Genomic DNA, 17,856 nt, shown 5'->3' with positions numbered 1-17,856 from the left:
TTTTGCAGTTCCGGCAGGATCGTAAAGAGATCGCCGACGAGGCCGTAATCGGCCACCTGGAAGATCGGCGCTTCCTCGTCCTTGTTGATCGCCACGATCACACGACTGTCTTTCATACCGGCCAGATGCTGGATCGCACCAGAGATTCCGACGGCGATGTAGAGATCCGGGGCAACCACCTTGCCGGTCTGGCCAACCTGCCAGTCGTTCGGCGCGTAGCCCGCATCGACTGCGGCACGGCTTGCGCCGACCGCTGCACCGAGCTTGTCAGCAACCGGCAGGATCACTTCCTGGAACTTTTCGGCAGAACCGAGCGCACGACCGCCGGAGATGATGATCTTAGCCGAGGTCAGTTCCGGACGGTCCGAATCCGACAATGCATTGCCGACGAAGCTCGACAGCGCCGGATCGGCTGCTGCATTGACGCTTTCAACTGCAGCCGAACCACCTTCGCCCGTTGCCTGGAACGACGCGGTACGCACGGTGATAACCTTCTTTGCATCGGTCGACTGGACCGTCTGGATCGCATTGCCCGCATAGATCGGACGCTTGAACGTATCAGCCGACACGACTTCCATGATTTCGGACAACTGCATCACATCGAGAAGCGCTGCAACGCGCGGCAGGATGTTCTTAGCCGAGGTCGTTGCCGGAGCAATGATCGTGTCGTAATTGCCTGCCAGTTCCACGATGAGAGCGGCCGTTGGCTCGGCCAGACGGTTTTCCAGTCCATCGCTTTCAGCAAGCAGAACCTTGCGCACGCCCTTCAGCTTGGCTGCGGCATCGGCAGCAGCCTTCGCGCCCTTGCCTGCAACCAGAACATCCACGTCGCCGCCGATCTGGGCAGCGGCCGTCAGCGCTTTCGCCGTCTGGTCGGAAAGGGTTGCATTGTCATGTTCGGCAATAAGAAGAATAGCCATTTATATCGTCCCTTCCGATTTCTTTAGAGTACGCCGTCGGCCTTGAGCTTCTCGACCAGTTCAGAGACTGAACCGACCTTCACGCCAGCCTTGCGGCCACCCGGCTCTTCAGTCTTCAGGACCTTGAGACGCGGCGCAATGTCGGCACCGAAATCAGCGGGCGACTTTTCGTCAAGCGGCTTCTTCTTGGCCTTCATGATGTTCGGCAGCGACGCATAACGCGGCTGGTTCAAACGAAGATCGACCGTGACAATCGCCGGAAGCTTCACGTCGATGGTCTGGAGACCACCATCAACTTCGCGCGTTACCTTGGCCGAACCGTCACCCAACTCCACCTTCGAGGCGAACGTCGCCTGGCTCCAGTTGAGAAGGGCCGAAAGCATCTGGCCGGTCTGGTTGGAATCATCGTCGATTGCCTGCTTGCCGAGGAAGACGAGATCCGGCTTTTCCGCATCGACCACGCCCTTGAGAACCTTGGCAACGCCAAGCGGCTCAACCGTTTCGTCCGACTTCACCAGGATCGCACGATCGGCGCCCATGGCAAGTGCGGTACGCAGCGTTTCCTGTGCCTGTGCCGGGCCGACCGAAACCGCGACGATTTCCGTCACCTTGCCCGCTTCCTTCAGACGGATCGCTTCTTCAACCGCGATCTCATCGAAAGGGTTCATCGACATCTTGACGTTCGCAAGCTCAACGCCCGAACCGTCTCCCTTTACACGGATCTTTACGTTGTAATCGACAACCCGTTTCACTGCGACAACTGCCTTCATGGGGCTAACCTTTCGTTACGGCGAACCGGATCGTCGTGACGATCTGTCAAGTCCGGTTCGCACAAACTATTGGACGGGACGATCAGAGACGCGCGCGCTTTGCTTCCGGATCGTATGGAGATTCCTCGATCACGCGGGCCTTGCGCATTTCACCCAGAACCGGGATTTCCAGTTCCGTGCCCGGTACGCCAAGCTCAACCGGCAACAGCGCCAGCGCGATATCGTGTCCGAACGTGTAGGAATAGCTGCCCGAGGTGACACGACCCACCAGTTCGCCATCACGGTAGACACCTTCACAAGTCAACGTGCTGGCGCCATCGGTTTCGACGGCAAGGGTGACAGATCGGCGCTTGATACCGCGTTCCTTTTCCTCGACCAGCGCCTGCTTGCCGATGAAATCGCCCTTGTCGAGACGGATGAAGCGTTCGAGGCCGCTTTCCCAAGCGCTAAGCTCGATATTCATGTCGCGGTACATAGCGCGATAGGACTTGTCGAGGCGCAGCGATTCCAGAGCATGCAGGCCGACAAGGCGCAGGCCGTGCTCCTTGCCCGATGCGAGCAACGCTTCTAGCAGATGACGCTGAAAGGCCAGCGGATGATAAAGCTCCCAGCCCAGTTCGCCTTCGTAATTGACGCGCAACAGGCGCACATCGCTGGCAAGGCCGATCGTTCCAGACTTGATACTGAACCACGGGAATGCTTCGTTGGAGAGGTCGATTTCGGTGAGCGACTGCAATACTTCGCGCGCCCTTGGCCCGACGATCGTGAAGCAACCCCGATCATTGGTTACATTACGCAGGTTGACGCTACCGTCCTTCGGCAGCAGCTTCGACAGGTCGTCAAAGTTCCAGCGTTCGGCGCGTGGGGTGGAAATCATATAAAAAGTGCCGTCATCGAGACGCGACACCACATATTCCGCCTGAACTCCGCCCTTCTTGGTCAGATGATGCGCGAGGTTGACGCGACCGATTTTCGGCAGGCGGTTGGCGAGAATGCCATCGAGCCAGGCTTCCGCGCCGGGACCGCTGACCTCGAATTTGGTCATCGGTGTCATTTCGACGAGGCCAACCGCGTTGCGCACTGCTTCGACTTCCTCGCCGACATATTTGCCCTTTTCAGTCCAGCGCCAGCTGTACTGGTCCTTGGCCTCGACGCCCTTGGGGGCGAACCAGTTCGGCATTTCCCAACCATTGAGACAGCCCCAGACAGCGCCCAGTTCCGTCAGGCGGTCATAGGACGGCGCAGTTTTCTGTGGGCGCGCGGCGGGCATATCCTGTCCCGGATAATGCTGCTCGGCATGGGTGCCCCACGATTCGCGCACCTTCTCGCGCGTCCAGTTCTTGTTGGCGTAATCGCCGAAACGGCGTGGGTCGAGTTCTGATGTGTCGATGCTGTTGCCACCCTCCACGATACGCTCCGAGAGGTAATAGCCGATAGCGCCGCCCCATAGGATGCCGCCCGGAACGCCTTCTGCCAACCATACGTTGTCCAGCCCCCAGGCCGGGCCGACCAGCGGCAGTTCATCGGCCGTCATCTGAAATGGCCCGCGCACATTGGCTTTGATGCCAACGCGACCGAGCGCGGGAACCATATCGATGGCCTGTTCCCAGTTCCACGAAACGGAATCGAAATCCTCTTCCAGAAGGTCCGCGCCGAACCATTCCGGCACGCCGTTCTCAGCAAAAAGCTTCAGGTGCTCCGTCTTTTCATAAGGGCCGAACATCAGCCCGTCACCTTCCTCGCGCAGATAGCCTTCAAAGCCCTCGTCACGCAGGATCGGCATTTCAGGCAGGCCCTGACGCTTGCGCTCGATTACTTCCGGCACCGCATCGGTAATCCAGTATTGATGGATGATTGGAATTGCCGGAATGTCGAGGCCGAGCATGGCCCCGGTCTGCCGGGCATAATTACCTGTGGCCGAGATGATATGCTCACAGATGATGTCGCCCTGATTGGTCTTTACCTTCCACTCGCCGCTCGGCAGACGCTCGAAACCATTGACCTGTGTGTTGAGATGAATCTTCGCGCCCTTGTCGCGTGCACCCCTGGCAAGCGCCATGGTGACGTCGGCAGGCGCGATATGACCGTCATCCGGGTGATAGAGTGCGCCCAGCATATCGTGATTGTTTTCAAGCAGCGGCCACAACTCGCGGGCACGCGCCGGAGAAACCAGTTCGGCGCGCACGCCCTGCACTTCGGCAACGCTCATATAGCTCTTATATTCGTCCAGCCGGTCACGCGTATTGGCAATGCGCAGCTGACCGCATTTGTGCCAGCCGACATGCTGGCCGGTCTCGGCTTCCAGACCTTCATATATCTCGATGGACTTGTTGATCATGCGACCGATATTGATGCTGCGCGCATAGGAGGGGATCAGGCCTGCCGCGTGCCATGTTGAACCGGCGGTCAGCTGCGTACGCTCCAGGAGGACGACATCCGACCAGCCTCGCCTGGCCAGACCGTAAAGAATGGAGGCGCCGACGCAACCTCCCCCGATGACAACCGCGCGCGCATGAGTCTGCATTCCTGGTTCCCTTCCAGTATATGATTTGGAGATTGCCGAAGCGTCGCTGACGGCGACAAAACGGACTCCTTTGTTCGTTACCTTACAGAGGGTTCTGCGCCCTGTGAGCTTGATAAAAAATCCGCGAAGATATAACTTCAGATTATGCACAGACTCCGCTCGCTCATTCCATCGGCCAATTACCTTTTCGTGTTCGAGGCAGCGGCCCGACGACTGAGCTTTACTGCGGCAGCAGAAGAGCTGAATGTCAGTCAGCCAGCGGTGAGCAAGACGATCAAGCTCCTGGAGGAAGCCACCGGACTGAAGCTTTTCCGGCGCGAGCGCAGCCGTCTGGAATTGACAGCAGAAGGCCAGCGGCTTTATCGCGAAACGCAGGAAGCATTCGACCATCTGCACATGGTCATCTCGTCCATGCGCAAGAAGCACTCGCGCGATATCATCCGCGTGTCGTTCTCGGCATCCTTCGTGCAGCTGTGGCTTTTGCCGCGCCTGAAGGGGTTCAAGGAAAAGCACCCGGATGTGGCGCTGCGCATCGAGGAAAGCAGCCGCGACAATCAGGATCTGCTTGAAGAAGATATAGACGTTTCAGCACGTCTGGGCAGAGGCAAGTGGCCGGGCATTCTCGCCTGGCCCTTCGTGACGGAGGAGGTCTGGCCCGTATGCAGTCCCTCTTATCTGAAAGAGCGCGGACAGATCGGGGAAGCCAGCGATCTGCTGAACCACTCACTGCTGCATTTCGAGGAGCGCCACCGCTCGCGGCTTGGCTGGCGCGAATGGCTGGAACGCTCCGGCGTACCGAACCCGCGCATCGAACAGGATTTTGTCTTCACCGACGCGCTCAGCTCCATCGAGGCTGCGGTGCAGGGACAAGGCGTGGCGCTTGGCTGGAAACACCTGGTCCATGATCATATCGTGGCTGGACGCCTGGTGCCTGCCATGCATATTTTTCATCGTTCCGGCGATACGATCCATCTGGTCATGCCCGCTCAACGCCCGCCGAAGCGAGGGGCAGAACTGTTCCGCGACTGGCTTCTCGAACAGGGAGCGGACGCAGAACTGCACCTATAGACCCGTCGGCCTACTACGTGAAAACCACCGTCTTGTGGCCATTGAGCATGACGCGGCTTTCCAGATGCATCTTTACAGCTCGCGCAAGAACCCGACTTTCGATATCGCGCCCGGTGGCGACGAAATCTTCGGCATTCATGGAATGCGTGACCCTCTCGGTTTCCTGCTCGATGATCGGACCCTCGTCAAGGTCCGGCGTTACATAATGCGCTGTCGCACCGATCAGCTTCACGCCACGCTCGAACGCCTGATGATAGGGTTTTGCACCCTTGAAGGATGGCAGAAACGAATGGTGGATGTTGATGATCTTGCCGAACAGGCGGTTGGATAGATTGTCCGATAGAACCTGCATATAGCGTGCAAGAACGACGAGATCGGCCTGCGTTTCACGTACGAGATCGATCAGGCGGGCTTCCTGCTCGGCCTTGTTTTCCTTGTTCACGCCCCAGGAATGATAGGGAATCCCCGCACTTTCCGCAGTCCCGCGGCTATCCTCATGATTGGAGACGATGGCAACGACATCGGCATTCAGCCAGCCGACGCGGATCTGATAGAGCAGATGAAGCATGGCGTGATCGAATTTTGAAACCATGAGCACGATCTTCGGCTTGCGGCTGGCATCGGCCACCGCGAATTTCATGCCGAAGCGCTCGCCCGCCGGCTTCAGCGAATGCTCGACCGTCTCACGCGACATGCCAAGCGGAGCGCTGAAAGCAATGCGCATGAAAAAGCGGTTGGTCAGCCTGTCGCGAAACTGATTGCTTTCCACGATGTTACCGCCGATTGCCGCCAGTTCCGTGGTGATGGCCGCTACGATGCCGGGCTTGTCATCGCAATCAAGCGTGAGGACAAAAATGGTTGGTTCGACAGTGGCGACGGACCGCACTTTCGCTGGCATGTCGTTCATGGTGGTTCCTTGAGGCTGATCAGTTGTTCCTGGGAGGCTTTCCGAAAGTGTATTCACCGACCTTCGGCACGAAATGCGGACGCTGATAACCGGCAGGCTTGTCACCGAGCGAAACGCCGGTGTTCAAAATGCCCGCCTGATAATCCGGCGCAAAAAGGGAATAGGGATAAGTGGACTTAATGGCGCTTGCGGTCTCCAGTCGGGTGCGAAGTTCATCCGGAATTGCGAATGCGAGCGCGCCCAGATTGTCGTCGAGCTGCGCAAGCTTGCTTGCGCCGATAATGGCCGCCGCAATGCCCGGCTGCGTCACCACCCAGTTGAGAGCTACCTGCGCCATCGGCTTTCCCATGGCGTCTGCAACCTCGGCCAATGCTGCGACAATGCGGGTGTTTCGTTCGGTGAACAGCCCCAACCCTTCAGCATTGTCACGGTTCAGACGGCCTTCGCCACCCGCGCGATACTTTCCCGACAGAAGCCCCATGGCCATTGGGCTCCATGCCATGATGCCGAGACCGAGATTTTGTCCGAGCGGCACGAATTCCTGCTCGATGCTGCGCTCGACCAGCGAATAGGGCAATTGAAGGCTGACGGGCTGCGAGAGCGCATGCGCCTCCGCCCAGGTTTGGGCCCGCGCCGCATACCAGGCAGGCACGTCGGACAGGCCGCAATAGCGGATCTTACCAGCGCGGATCAGATCGTCGAAGCCGCGTATCACCTCCTCCACGGGGGTCATCCCGTCCCAGGTATGCACCATATAGAGATCGATGTAATCGGTCTTCAGTCGCTTCAGCGATTGGTCGATCGCGCGCATCATGTTCTTGCGACCATTGCCGCCTGCGTTGGGGTTTCCCGGCTGCAGATTGTTCGAATATTTGCTCGCAATGACAACACGGTCGCGCGCGCCGGCTTCCTCTATGAACTTGCCGACCAGTGTTTCACTGAGACCCGCGCCGTAGGAATCCGCAGTGTCGATGAAATTGCCACCCGCTTCCAGGTAGCGGTTGACTATGGCGCGTGCATTGTCCTCGTCAGTGCCCCATGATCCACCGATCCCCCTGATCCCGGCATTGCCGAATGTCATCGTGCCAAGCGCCAGTCGACTGACACGAAGACCGGAACGGCCGAGAAGGAAATAATGATCGAATGCCATAGGGAGAACTCCTGATTATCAGGTCACATGAAGCCTTGATAAGCTCGACAGGCGACGGTCTGCTGGACATAGTTGATCATCGAGATGAAATCGAATACGGGCCGTCCTGTCACCTTCTGTACAGCATGAGCATAAGGGGGTAGATCGCTGCATTCGAGCAGAATGGAGCGGACCTGCGGGTTGTCACGCACAAGCTTCCTGGCGACTTCGCAAACTTCTTGCTCGATGACGGCTGAATCGAGCGTCCCCTTCTCTTCCAGGATCGCTTCGCGAAATTCGACCTGATTTTCCATTCCGGCGAGCACGATCGGGATCGAGTCCGGAACACCGCTTGCAGCGAAGTGCCGTGGTGTGAGACGTTCTGCATTGGCTGTAATCACGCCCACAGTGCCACGCGCCACAGCATGCATGAAAGGTATTTGCATCAGGCTCGACAGGAAGACGGGTATATCAACCGCATCCGCAACCTCCTCCTGAAAATAGGCCATGAACCCGCACGCGCCGGTAATTGCTTTCACACCCCGTCCCTGCAGTTCCAGAGCTGCTTCTACAAATGCCTCTCGCAGTGCCGGATCGCGCTGGTTTAGAAGCCTATCGATGGAAGCACCGCGCACCTCCTGATAACGAACCGGATATTTATAGGTCGTTGCATTGCCGACATTGCCGGGTACACAGGGATAGGCCGCATCCAGGATGAGAATGCCGACCTGTTCCCCATACCACGACTGGCTGTTCCGGCTGACCGCGTAAACAGTCATCGTAGCAGTCTCCAATGAAAAATGATTGAGGCAGGTGCAGCGGTTTCCGCTGCACCTGGTCATCGCGCAAGGACTATTCGATAAGCATCGGGGCTCCGGTATCACCTGCGCTCTCATCCAGACCGTAAGACTTTAGGATTCTGGCAATGGTGCCATCCTTGTGCATCTCCTCGATATTGGCGTCGAGTGCAGCACCAAAATCCGTTGCGCTCCTGGCGTATGGCAGGCTTGCCTGCGCCGCTTCCTTGGTGGCGCGGATGCGCGGATCGGGCTGCGCAACCTCGACCTTTATATCCTTGAGCGTGCCATTCTTGGCCGCATAGGCGCCGGTCGAATAGCCGTCGATACCGATGTCGATGCGCCCGGATGCGAGATCCTGATGCATGTTCACGGAATTCGGATAAAGGCGCAGTTTCGCACCCAGAAGCTTCTTGGCGTCCGTCACCCAGAGATACCCCTGAACGGTGCCGACATTCTTGCCGACCAGTTCTTCGACAGTCTTTGCGCCATCCTTGGAATAAAGACCCATCTGGTCTTTGTAGAGCGGATAGGAAAGGTTCATGACCTTGGCGCGTTCAGCTGTGCGATACCAGTCACCAGTGGTGATATCGGCCTGGCCCGACAGCACGTACTGGATGGCCGCAGCCGGATCGACGGCTATCGGCTTGACGGTCAGGCATTCGCGCTTGGCGAATTCGGTGGCAATATCGCCATCGAGACCCTTAAGCATGCCGCTCTCATCCATGAAGGAATGCGGCGCATAGGTGGTGACGGCAATTGTCAACGTGCCTGGCGTGATGGTCTTGAATTCATGCTTCGGCTTGCAATCCTCTGCTAACGCTGCCGAAGACAGCCCCATAAGCAATACGGCGCCGAGAGCACCTTTACGCATCATCCCGTTTTTCATCTGCTACTCCCCTTTTGTTGTTTTGGTATTTATTGTTGCGTTGGGTTCTATCGGGTGGCGTAAGCGGATGAGCGCTTCTCCACATAGGAAACAATCCATGCAGCCGGAATGCAGATCGTCGCATAGAGCAATCCGGCCAGTAGTAAGGCAGGCATATAGCGGAACGTGTTAGAGCCGATCTCATAGGCATTGCTGACGAGTTCCGGCAGGGCAATCGTGAAGCAGAGCGACGTACCCTGAAAGATCAGGATCGCGAAGCCCAGCAGCGCGGGAAGCGCCACGCGCAGCGCCTGCGGCAGCAGAACAAAGCGCAGTTCGTCGATCGTATTGAAGCCCATCGCCTCCGCTGCCTCGCGCTGGCCATAATGGATTGATTGCAGGCTCGCGCGGATAATCTCGCTCGTGTAAGCGCCCGTATTCCAGGCCAGCGCTACGACAGCAGCCGAAAACGAGGTCATCGTCAGACCGGTCACAGGCAGGCCGAAATACATGAACTGCAACAGCACTAGCGCCGGAGCGCCGCGCCCGATTTCGACAAGAAACAGGCTCATATAGCGGTTGAAGCGCGATTTTGAGCCAACGCCCAGCGCCAGCAGAAGCCCCAGCGGGATGCCAATGGCGAGGCTCAGCGCCGCCACCTGCAAGCTGACCTGCAACCCGCCGAGGAGCGCAGGCATCCATTCGAAGAATTCTTCAGAAGTCGGGAGCATCAGCGCGCCACCTTTGCTCTTAGATAGCTATCGGCAGAGCGCGACAGCCATGCGACGGGGAGGCTCAGGAATATGTAGAACAGGCCGACCAGAGCGAAGACCTCAATGCCCTTGAAGGTGAGCTGTGATACCTGATTGCCACGGAAGGCGAGGTCAGCGACACCGATGGTCGAGGCAACTGCGGTTTCCTTCATCAGCCCGATCAGATAGCTCGCCGCAGATGGCAGCGCGACGCGAAAGGCCTGCGGTGCAACCACATCGACCAGCGTGTGGCGCGTACCGAAATTCAGCGCCGTCGCCGCTTCCCACTGGCCATGGTGAAGTGAGGCCAGCGCACCGCGATAGATTTCCGCCATATTGGCTGATGCGATGAGCCCCAGACCGATCAGCGCCGCCAAAAACGGATTGATCGGCATGATGCCCATTCCAATGCCGAAGAAGATAATGAACAGCCAGAGGATCGGCGGCAAGGAGCGCACTATTTGGATCAGTACAGCCGCGATCCACCGTACCGGCGCCAGACGCGCCTGACGCGCTGCGAGAAGCGGGACGCCCAGAATGCAGCCGATTGCGAAGGAACCAAGTGTGAGCGCTATAGTCCATGGCAGACCGCTCAGGATGAGAAGAACATTGTCCGCTGTCATCGGTCATGCACCGCACGAAGAAACTGCTTCGTGCGTTCCTCTTGCGGATTGCGCATGACGTCCTTCGATGCGCCCTTTTCTATGATGCGCCCATCGGCCATGATCATGACCGTGTCGGAGACATTTTCCGCGAAGCCCATTTCATGGGTGACTACGAGCATGGTCATGCCGCTTTCGGCCAACTCGCGCATGACGGCCAGGACTTCGAGCCCCAGTTCGGGATCGAGCGCCGAGGTCGGCTCGTCGAACAGCATCACCTGCGGATTGAGCGCTAGCGAGCGGGCGATTGCGATGCGCTGTTGCTGACCGCCGGAGCAACGAGCCGGATATTGCGTCGCTTTGTCGGCGAGGCCGACGCGATCGAGAAGCTGGATCGCCCGCTCCTCGGCCTCCGCCCGGCTGCGGCCCAGCACACGTTCCTGCGGCAGACTGACATTGCGCAAAACGCTCATATGCGGGAACAGATTGAACGACTGAAACACCATGCCAACGGTATTGCGCAGTTCTTTGAGCTGCGAGGTGCGCGGCGTCTGGGTGGCGTCGAGCTTTACCTTGCCTACTGTCAGCAGACCGCCATCCGGCCTTTCCAGATAATTGATGCAGCGCAGAAGCGTACTCTTGCCCGAGCCGCTGGGACCGATGATTGCCAGCACTTCGCCTTGCGCGACTTCCAGATCAATATCCTCAAGGACGAGATGTGCCCCGAAATGCTTGCTCACCCCCTCAAGGCGTATGAGTTTCGCTGCGGAGGCCGGCGCATTTACCACGCCAGCAGACCCTGACACCAAAGTCGGTCGCATTGCATTCAACAACCGCACTCCCCTTTTTTATCGCTCAACGCGACTGTCCCGTCTTTACGCGAACGCAGGCCCGAAATGCCTGCAAGACACGCTGGATCGATGTTCGTTCAGGCGGAACCTTGATGATTTATTATGCCGCCGACGTTCCCTTTATTTTCATCACGATAGTGACCGCCAGAAAGAATACAAAGGTAAAAAATGTCTGCGGCTTCATAACTCATAGTTATGAGGTCATGCCTCTGGCTGTAGATCCTTGCCTGTTCGCCAACCCTTATAAATGCCGGCATGTGTGTAACGGTGAGCCCACGGCCAATTTCTGGCAACAAGCAACATGCCTTATGGTGCTCAGGCAGATGCCGGTGCGGCCTGCACTGCTGCGGCCCATCCATGCCTCTCCAAACGAGGTTAATCCGATGCCGGACGCTTCCCTGACGTCTTCTCGCCTTCGATTGGAGGGGAACGCGAATTGAGGCAAACATGGCTGAACCGCTCATCACCGAAGCTGAACCCGACGCCCCCGACTGCCTGTTCGGCCTTTGCGATCCTGGAAGCTTCATCCCAACAATTTTCCGCTCCCTGGATAAAAGCGGACCAGCCTCCATAACAGGCCAATCGACGCTCAACGGTATGAAGCGTCCATCTTGAGGACGAATGCGGATTTAGGTGACGTCAAGGTCGACCGAGCAGGCCGGCAAGCCTGGATATCGGGGAGATCCCGCAATGTCGCCATATCGAAGGCTGCGAGGAAATGTCTTGTCGTCATATAGGTGTAGGGACCGCCTGGCGTCGGACTGCGGGGTCCGGGTCCGATAAAGCCGGCGCCGCGCAGTGCCGCGATCATGTCGCGGCTGATTTCCTTGCCAAGGATCCTGCCTGGTTAGCTGCGTGTAACCGGCTGATAGTAACCGACGGCCATTAGCACCATCACCTCTGACTGTGACAGCGCCGTCGCCCCGCCAGTTGGACCGCGACCGAAAGCGGCCAGTCCGGGGCTCAAGAACAAACAGGCGTTGGAAAACCGAAGCATCCTGCTCGCGTGGCCTTTCGCAGGCAGGACACTTTTCTATTTTTCGTTCAATATGGCTCTACGCATCAGCCGAATGGCGTTGAATCAGAGCTTAACTGCATCTTCGCGCGCCCATATCCTCAGCTTGCGGCAAGATTTCATAAAGTCGGAGACCGCGTTTTTATTATCGAGCGGGATTAGTCCCTCGTCCAAATCGGGTTCAATGCCAGCCTTGGACAGTAGCGGAACCGCACCAGTGGTGAAACCGATGAATTTGCAGTGAGAGAACGCGTCCGCAACAAAGTCGCGGGCGGTGGCTTCCGTGGTCAGTCGATTGGCTGCCTCCTCGGACAGTATAAGCGCAACGGCATCGAAAATGACTGACGGACCGCCATCGATCATGTGGTTGGCTGCTATCCACCCTCCTTGTGCTGTCTTGAAGCCACCGACCATCGGCGCGATAACCTCCACCATAGCGCCTTCCTTTTGCGCCGCCTGGCGAACCGACTCTATAATGTCTGCATCGGAGCCGTTCGCAGCGAGGACACCTAGCTTTCTTCCCTTGAAGCTGTCAGGTCCATTTTGAATGATACTGAGCGCCCGCGAAGGGGCAAGATCGTGTCGCACGGGAACCGCTGCATCGGCCGCATTGGGCATACTGCGAAAGCCAAGATTACTGCCAACTGCCTCCGCCAGGGTCGCATCAATATTCATCAAATGCGATACAAGTCTCTCGCGAATGACCGGTGTTTCTACCTTAGAGAGCTCGAAGGTTAAGGCCAGCGCTATATGTTTCTGCTCAACTTCGGTCTGGCTCAGATAGAACTGACGTGCCTGGCTGTAATGGTCAGCAAAACTCTCGGCTCGTAGACGTACTTTCGGGCCATCCTCCTCCGCCGGGTATGACCGGAAACCTCGTTTTGGATCGGGTCTCGGACCGTCTCCCCAGGAGTTGGGCTGGTAATTCGCCCTGCCGACAGGATTGCGCATTGCCATCTGGCCATCCTGCTGTAAATGATGGAACGGACACTTTGGCGCATTGATTGGGATGTGAGTGAAATTCGGGCTGCCCAGCCGCTTCAATTGCGTGTCGAGATAGGAAAAATTACGTCCCTGAAGGAGCGGGTCATTTGAAAAGTCGATACCCGGGGGAACGTTCTGCGTCATGAACGCAACCTGTTCAGTCTCGGCGAAGAAGTTATCAGGCATCCGATCCAAAACCAGCCGACCGACAGGAATAGGCTTAACCACCTCCTCAGGGATCAACTTCGTCGGATCGAGCACATCGAAATCGAAGCTGTTGGCGAAGTCCTGATCGAAGAGTTGAACGCAAAGTTCCCATTCAGGGAAATCGCCAGCCTGAATGGCTGTCCACAGGTCCCGGCGGTGAAAATCGGGATCGGCTCCGTTGATCTTTACAGCTTCGTTCCAGACGACAGATTGAAGGCCTAGTTTCGGCTTCCAGATAAACTTAACGAACGTGGATTCATCGTTATCGTTCACGAACCTGAATGTATGGACGCCGAAACCTTCCATGAACCGGAAGGAACGTGGAATAGCGCGGTCCGACATGATCCACATAATCATGTGCATGGATTCCGGCGTCAGACTTATAAAGTCCCAGAAATTGTCGTGTGCAGATTGCGCTTGTGGGAAGGCGCGATCGGGCTCCTCTTTGACCGCATGAACCATATCGGGAAAACGGATGGCATCCTGGATGAAGAAGACAGGAATATTGTTTCCAACAAGATCCCAATTGCCTTCTTTCGTGTATAACTTCACGGCAAAGCCGCGAACATCCCGGGCGAGGTCGAACGAGCCCTTCGATCCCGCCACCGTGGAAAAACGCACGAAAACCGGTGTTTTTTCGCCGACCCGCTGAAAAATGTCGGCCCGCGTATATTCGGCAAGCGATTTCGTTGTCTCGAAATAGCCGTGCGCGCCATAGCCGCGCGCGTGAACAACGCGCTCGGGAATCCGCTCATGGTCGAAATGAAAAATCTTCTCTCGAAAATGAAAATCCTCAATCAGCGTCGGCCCTCGCTCACCCACTTTGAGCGTATTAAGATCGTCCGAAACTGGTCCGCCCTGCGCGGTGGTCATGAACGGTGTTTTGCCGTCGGCAACCTGGTGCAGGTCTCCACCCTTGTCTAATTCAAGTGTCTGATCATGAATCTTGATCGGTTTGCGCGCAGATGTGGCTTTGTTGCTGACTGACATGGCTGGCTCCCGTCCTTAACTTGGTCAATATTCATAATGGAAATCGCGCCAGGCTGGTCTCATACTCACTGTTCAAAACGCAAGTGACGCTTCGTCCACGCAAACAGTATTTATCAGTGTTTTTCCGCACCGATGCTTAACTTGAACAGCGCGACACCACGGTTCGGCGAATACCCGACGCAAGCATGTTTCCATAACTGTCTGAAACTGCCCACGCGTAACTTTGTTCCGATTCATGAGGGGACCAATGTATACCGCAGGCGAGATGGGTATCTTTTACGGGCCACGGAACTATTCTGTAACGCTTTTTGATACCGAAGTGCTTCCAACGTCGATTAATCGCTCCTGTAGAGCACTCTACAGGTGAAGCCACCTTCGGTGTCGAGAAACGATCGCAAGTGTCTGCTAGTGTACAAACCATTCAAATACCGGAACAAATTTTTCCTTCTCGGGTTAGGCCGAACCCACTTGCGGAGGATTAAATGAAAGTTTCGGAAAACAACATTCAACTTGAAGGCCATTCCGCTGTTTTTGAAATCATTGGGGAAGCAGATGTCAGAAAAGCGGTATTGCGCGCCGAGCCGACTTTCCCGTGAAAGTTCTTGAATCGTATCCCTGGACAAGAACCGCAGGGATCGAATTCTAAACTCCTCCCGGCGGCTACGACATCGGAATGAATTGACCGAACATTCTCATGCAAACACCCGTGGATTTGAGAAACGATCATGCCAAAAGACCCAGATACCGAGTCCTCCCAGGAAAGCCATCTGGTTCTTCCGCGATGGCGCCGTGCAGCGCTCTTCAAGCAATTGGGGCCAGGTTTAATCACTGGGGCTGCCGACGATGATCCCAGTGGTATAGCTACATATTCACAAGCGGGCGCTCAATTTGGCTATAATATGCTGTGGAGCATGTTGTTTACTTATCCGCTTATGACCGCAATCCAGTTGGTGAGTGGCCGAATAGGCAGAGTGACCGGGAAAGGTCTGGCAGCCAACTTGTGCGAAATCATTCCACGCTGGGCATTGCTTTCGCTAATCGCTCTTCTGCTTATCGCCAACACCGTCAACATGGGTGCAAATCTCTCTGCTATGGGGATAGCCGGAAGCTTGATAACCGGAGGCTCGCCAATCATATTCACGTTGGCTTTTGGTGCTCTCTCTCTAGGGCTCCAGCTTCTGGTGACTTATGAGACCTATTCACGCTATCTCAAATGGCTTACTTTGGTTTTACTCGCCTATGTTGCTGTTTTATTCCTGGCCAACGTTGACTGGATGTCTGCATTAAAAGGTTTTGTTTGGCCGCGGTTCAAGTTGAATGGAGAAAGCCTTACTGTAGTCGTCGCGATTTTCGGAACGACTATAAGCCCCTATCTTCTGTTCTGGCAAAGCTCGCAGGAAGTTGAAGAAATAAATAACTCGAAGAACGAGCATTCCCTCCGGAAACATCCGGACGAGGCCAGAACAGAGTTGAGGCGAATTCGACTTGATACGTTTTCCGGGATGGCCGTATCCAACATTGTTGCGATTGCGATCATGATCAGTACAGCGGCAACGTTGCATGCTTCGGGAAAGATGGAAGTCGGTTCAGCTGCAGATGTCGCCGAAGCACTCAGGCCATTGGCAGGGGATTTTGCTTTTTTCATTTTCAGTTTAGGCATTATTGGTACCGGGCTGTTGTCCTTGCCAGTCCTCGCAGGATCGGTAGCCTACGCTTTTGGTGAGGCTCAAGGGTGGAAATGCGGCCTGGCAGACAAGCCTTGGGAAGCGATCGGGTTCTACAGCGTGATTGCGTTAGCTTTTCTAATAGGGGCCGCCATCGCCATTTCGCCGATCGATCCTATTACTGCGCTGTTCTGGAGTGCGGTGGTGAATGGATTTGTAGCTGTTCCTATAATGACTGCTATGATGATCGTTGCGAGCAAACGTGATGAAATGGGCAGGTTTACAATCGGATTCTGTACGCGGTTGTTCGGCTGGCTAGCAAACGCAGCTATGGCAGCTGCAGTTGTTGCAATGATATTTTTCTGATAGTTAGGTCCGCAGGATTGATGGATACTTCATAAGCGTCGAGCCCTCTATCCATCAGGGCGTCGGGGCGTGAGATTGAGCCCGAACGAATTTCGATAATAAATTAATATTGGTTCGCAAGGGTATACGTCGTTGTGGAGGATGCTCCAACCTACGTTTTCGCGGCTCGTTCCGCATTTATAGGAATTCAGGTAAAAATCTGCCTGGCGGGGCTCGAACTTTTCCTGTCGATTTCCCACTAGCTTCCTGTCTGTTCGTCTGGAGCTTTGACAGGTTTAGATTCAGGAGACCCCTTCTCGCGCAGAAAAATGGATAGTACCACTAACACTGCGGTTGAAAGGAATTCCGACTGCCAGTTTTGGAACGATTCAAACCATAGTTCTGCATCAAGGATATACTGCAAATATCCCGTTGTCGGAGCTCCGTGGCGAGCAGCATCCAATTCCGAGGCACGTGCGCTTGCGAACCAGTGTAAAAAGAAGCTGCCGATAAATAGTCCGAACAATGTCAAACCCAGCGAATGAGCATAAAGAAAGGAAAATCGTGTAGTCTCGTCTTCTTCCGACCCTTCCTTGCCCGGATCACGGGATTCCGCCGAACCGCGTTGAAATAGCCATGCCGTTAGCACGACATACACGCCCATTTGCAAAAACTCACTTTCCCAATTCTCGAAGAGCGCAGAGAGAAATTGCCCCCCTGTCAAATACGTCGTCAGGGACACTGGCGCTTCGCCATGTTTCGCGAGCTCTGCATTAAAACTGTTAAAACCCGCCGCGGCCATACCAATGATCGACATCCCGAACAACACGGTAAGCGCAATTGTTAATCCGTTATCTCTGAAAAACGAACGCACCTCATTCCTCCGAACTAATAGTCCCGCTATTGAACTTGCTTTGGTATGTTTATCGTTTTGATTGGCCTACCGACCTGTGTGCGTGTGATTTTTTCTCCTTTAAATGTATCCAACAAATATTACCCGCTTGTTGTTCCAAAGAATTACATGTACTGAACAATGGCTTACCCGTGTTGGTTCGAAAGCGTCATACAAGATTCCTACAGAACCAGTTGATGAAGTTCGTCCAGCGGCCATCAGGGTATAGCGTCAGTTCGACCGGTTAGCGCTCGTGGACAAAGGTTGACTGCGGAATCGATTTTTGATTCAAAGCTACCATTTGGAGGCTGCTTTGGGCGAACGGATCGGTTTGACAGACGAGGAATGGGCAGTAATCAGTCCGCTTCTACCTGCTGAAAGTGGGCGTGGATGCCGCCCTGCTCAGGACAATCGGCGTTATTTCGAAGGCATGCTGTGGATGGCGCGCACAGGAGCGCAATGGCGGCATCTGCCTGATGAATACGGCAAGTGGAACAGCGTCTTTCGTCGATATCGACGCTGGGTCGAGACCGGTGTTTTCGAGGCAATGCTTGAGACACTGGCCGAACTG

General features: G+C 55.8%; 17 protein-coding genes and 1 pseudogene. 5 read left to right on the top strand and 13 right to left on the bottom strand.

Annotated elements, in window-relative coordinates:
- The 3 genes from AAE521_RS26405 to AAE521_RS26395 all read right to left on the bottom strand — a co-directional run.
- The coding region (locus AAE521_RS26405) for an electron transfer flavoprotein subunit alpha/FixB family protein (protein ID WP_342061779.1) at positions 1-920 on the bottom strand (920 nt) is incomplete at its 3' end.
- A 23-nt stretch (positions 921-943) separates the two neighbouring features.
- Positions 944-1,690 (bottom strand): electron transfer flavoprotein subunit beta/FixA family protein, encoded by a 747-nt coding sequence (locus AAE521_RS26400; RefSeq protein WP_071633820.1) that lies wholly within the window; start codon positions 1,688-1,690, stop codon positions 944-946.
- Positions 1,691-1,772: 82 nt separating this feature from the next.
- Positions 1,773-4,214 carry a GcvT family protein gene (locus tag AAE521_RS26395; RefSeq protein WP_342062958.1) on the bottom strand — a complete coding sequence of 814 codons (2,442 nt, stop codon included), beginning with the start codon at positions 4,212-4,214 and terminating at the stop codon, positions 1,773-1,775.
- Between the two features lie 144 nt (positions 4,215-4,358).
- On the opposite strand from AAE521_RS26395, the gene AAE521_RS26390 reads away from it, so the two are divergent.
- Positions 4,359-5,282: a LysR substrate-binding domain-containing protein gene (locus AAE521_RS26390; protein ID WP_342062957.1), complete on the top strand. Its 924-nt coding sequence runs from the start codon at positions 4,359-4,361 to the stop codon at positions 5,280-5,282.
- A 13-nt stretch (positions 5,283-5,295) separates the two neighbouring features.
- On the opposite strand, the gene purU is transcribed toward AAE521_RS26390, so the two are convergent.
- The 7 genes from purU to AAE521_RS26355 form a co-directional block, all read right to left on the bottom strand.
- On the bottom strand, positions 5,296-6,189 hold the full coding sequence (purU, locus tag AAE521_RS26385) for a formyltetrahydrofolate deformylase (RefSeq protein WP_071633817.1): 894 nt from the start codon (positions 6,187-6,189) through the stop codon (positions 5,296-5,298).
- Positions 6,190-6,208: 19 nt separating this feature from the next.
- A complete protein-coding gene (locus AAE521_RS26380) occupies positions 6,209-7,339 on the bottom strand; it encodes an aldo/keto reductase (protein ID WP_342062956.1) in 1,131 nt (376 codons plus the stop codon).
- A 23-nt stretch (positions 7,340-7,362) separates the two neighbouring features.
- Positions 7,363-8,097, bottom strand: coding sequence for an aspartate/glutamate racemase family protein (locus AAE521_RS26375; protein ID WP_071633815.1), 735 nt, complete (start codon positions 8,095-8,097; stop codon positions 7,363-7,365).
- Positions 8,098-8,170: 73 nt separating this feature from the next.
- A complete protein-coding gene (locus AAE521_RS26370) occupies positions 8,171-9,004 on the bottom strand; it encodes an ABC transporter substrate-binding protein (protein ID WP_342062955.1) in 834 nt (277 codons plus the stop codon).
- 47 nt (positions 9,005-9,051) lie between these two features.
- Positions 9,052-9,714: an amino acid ABC transporter permease gene (locus tag AAE521_RS26365; protein ID WP_342062954.1), complete on the bottom strand. Its 663-nt coding sequence runs from the start codon at positions 9,712-9,714 to the stop codon at positions 9,052-9,054.
- Entirely contained in the window at positions 9,714-10,358 is a 645-nt protein-coding gene (locus AAE521_RS26360) for an amino acid ABC transporter permease (protein ID WP_342062953.1), read from the bottom strand. The genes AAE521_RS26365 and AAE521_RS26360 overlap by 1 nt, the downstream gene beginning before the upstream one ends.
- On the bottom strand, positions 10,355-11,158 hold the full coding sequence (locus AAE521_RS26355; protein WP_374865219.1) for an amino acid ABC transporter ATP-binding protein: 804 nt from the start codon (positions 11,156-11,158) through the stop codon (positions 10,355-10,357). The genes AAE521_RS26360 and AAE521_RS26355 overlap by 4 nt, the downstream gene beginning before the upstream one ends.
- A 122-nt stretch (positions 11,159-11,280) precedes the next feature.
- Between AAE521_RS26355 and AAE521_RS26350 the strand changes: the two genes are divergently transcribed.
- Both AAE521_RS26350 and AAE521_RS26345 read left to right on the top strand, forming a co-directional pair.
- Positions 11,281-11,628 carry a hypothetical protein gene (locus AAE521_RS26350; RefSeq protein WP_342062951.1) on the top strand — a complete coding sequence of 116 codons (348 nt, stop codon included), beginning with the start codon at positions 11,281-11,283 and terminating at the stop codon, positions 11,626-11,628.
- A 7-nt stretch (positions 11,629-11,635) separates the two neighbouring features.
- On the top strand, positions 11,636-11,803 hold the full coding sequence (locus AAE521_RS26345) for a hypothetical protein (protein WP_342062959.1): 168 nt from the start codon (positions 11,636-11,638) through the stop codon (positions 11,801-11,803).
- On the opposite strand, the pseudogene AAE521_RS26340 reads toward AAE521_RS26345, so the two are convergent.
- Positions 11,778-12,116 (bottom strand): annotated as a pseudogene (locus AAE521_RS26340) (SMC-Scp complex subunit ScpB); the annotation flags it as partial. The gene AAE521_RS26345 and the pseudogene AAE521_RS26340 overlap by 26 nt on opposite strands.
- A gap of 153 nt (positions 12,117-12,269) precedes the next feature.
- Positions 12,270-14,384 (bottom strand): catalase, encoded by a 2,115-nt coding sequence (gene katE, locus AAE521_RS26335; RefSeq protein WP_342062950.1) that lies wholly within the window; start codon positions 14,382-14,384, stop codon positions 12,270-12,272.
- Between the two features lie 725 nt (positions 14,385-15,109).
- On the opposite strand from katE, the gene AAE521_RS26330 reads away from it, so the two are divergent.
- Positions 15,110-16,414, top strand: a complete 1,305-nt coding sequence (locus tag AAE521_RS26330; protein ID WP_342062949.1) for an Nramp family divalent metal transporter — start codon at positions 15,110-15,112, stop codon at positions 16,412-16,414.
- 238 nt (positions 16,415-16,652) lie between these two features.
- Here AAE521_RS26330 and AAE521_RS26325 read toward each other — a convergent pair whose 3' ends face one another.
- Positions 16,653-17,267 (bottom strand): DUF6766 family protein, encoded by a 615-nt coding sequence (locus AAE521_RS26325; protein WP_342062948.1) that lies wholly within the window; start codon positions 17,265-17,267, stop codon positions 16,653-16,655.
- 331 nt (positions 17,268-17,598) lie between these two features.
- Between AAE521_RS26325 and AAE521_RS26320 the strand changes: the two genes are divergently transcribed.
- A partial coding sequence (locus AAE521_RS26320; RefSeq protein ID WP_342062947.1) for a transposase occupies positions 17,599-17,856 on the top strand: 258 nt, incomplete at its 3' end.

The organism is Brucella cytisi, from assembly GCF_038433355.1.
Classification (GTDB): Bacteria; Pseudomonadota; Alphaproteobacteria; order Rhizobiales; family Rhizobiaceae; genus Brucella; species Brucella cytisi.
This window is presented reverse-complemented; position numbering and strand designations above follow the sequence as displayed.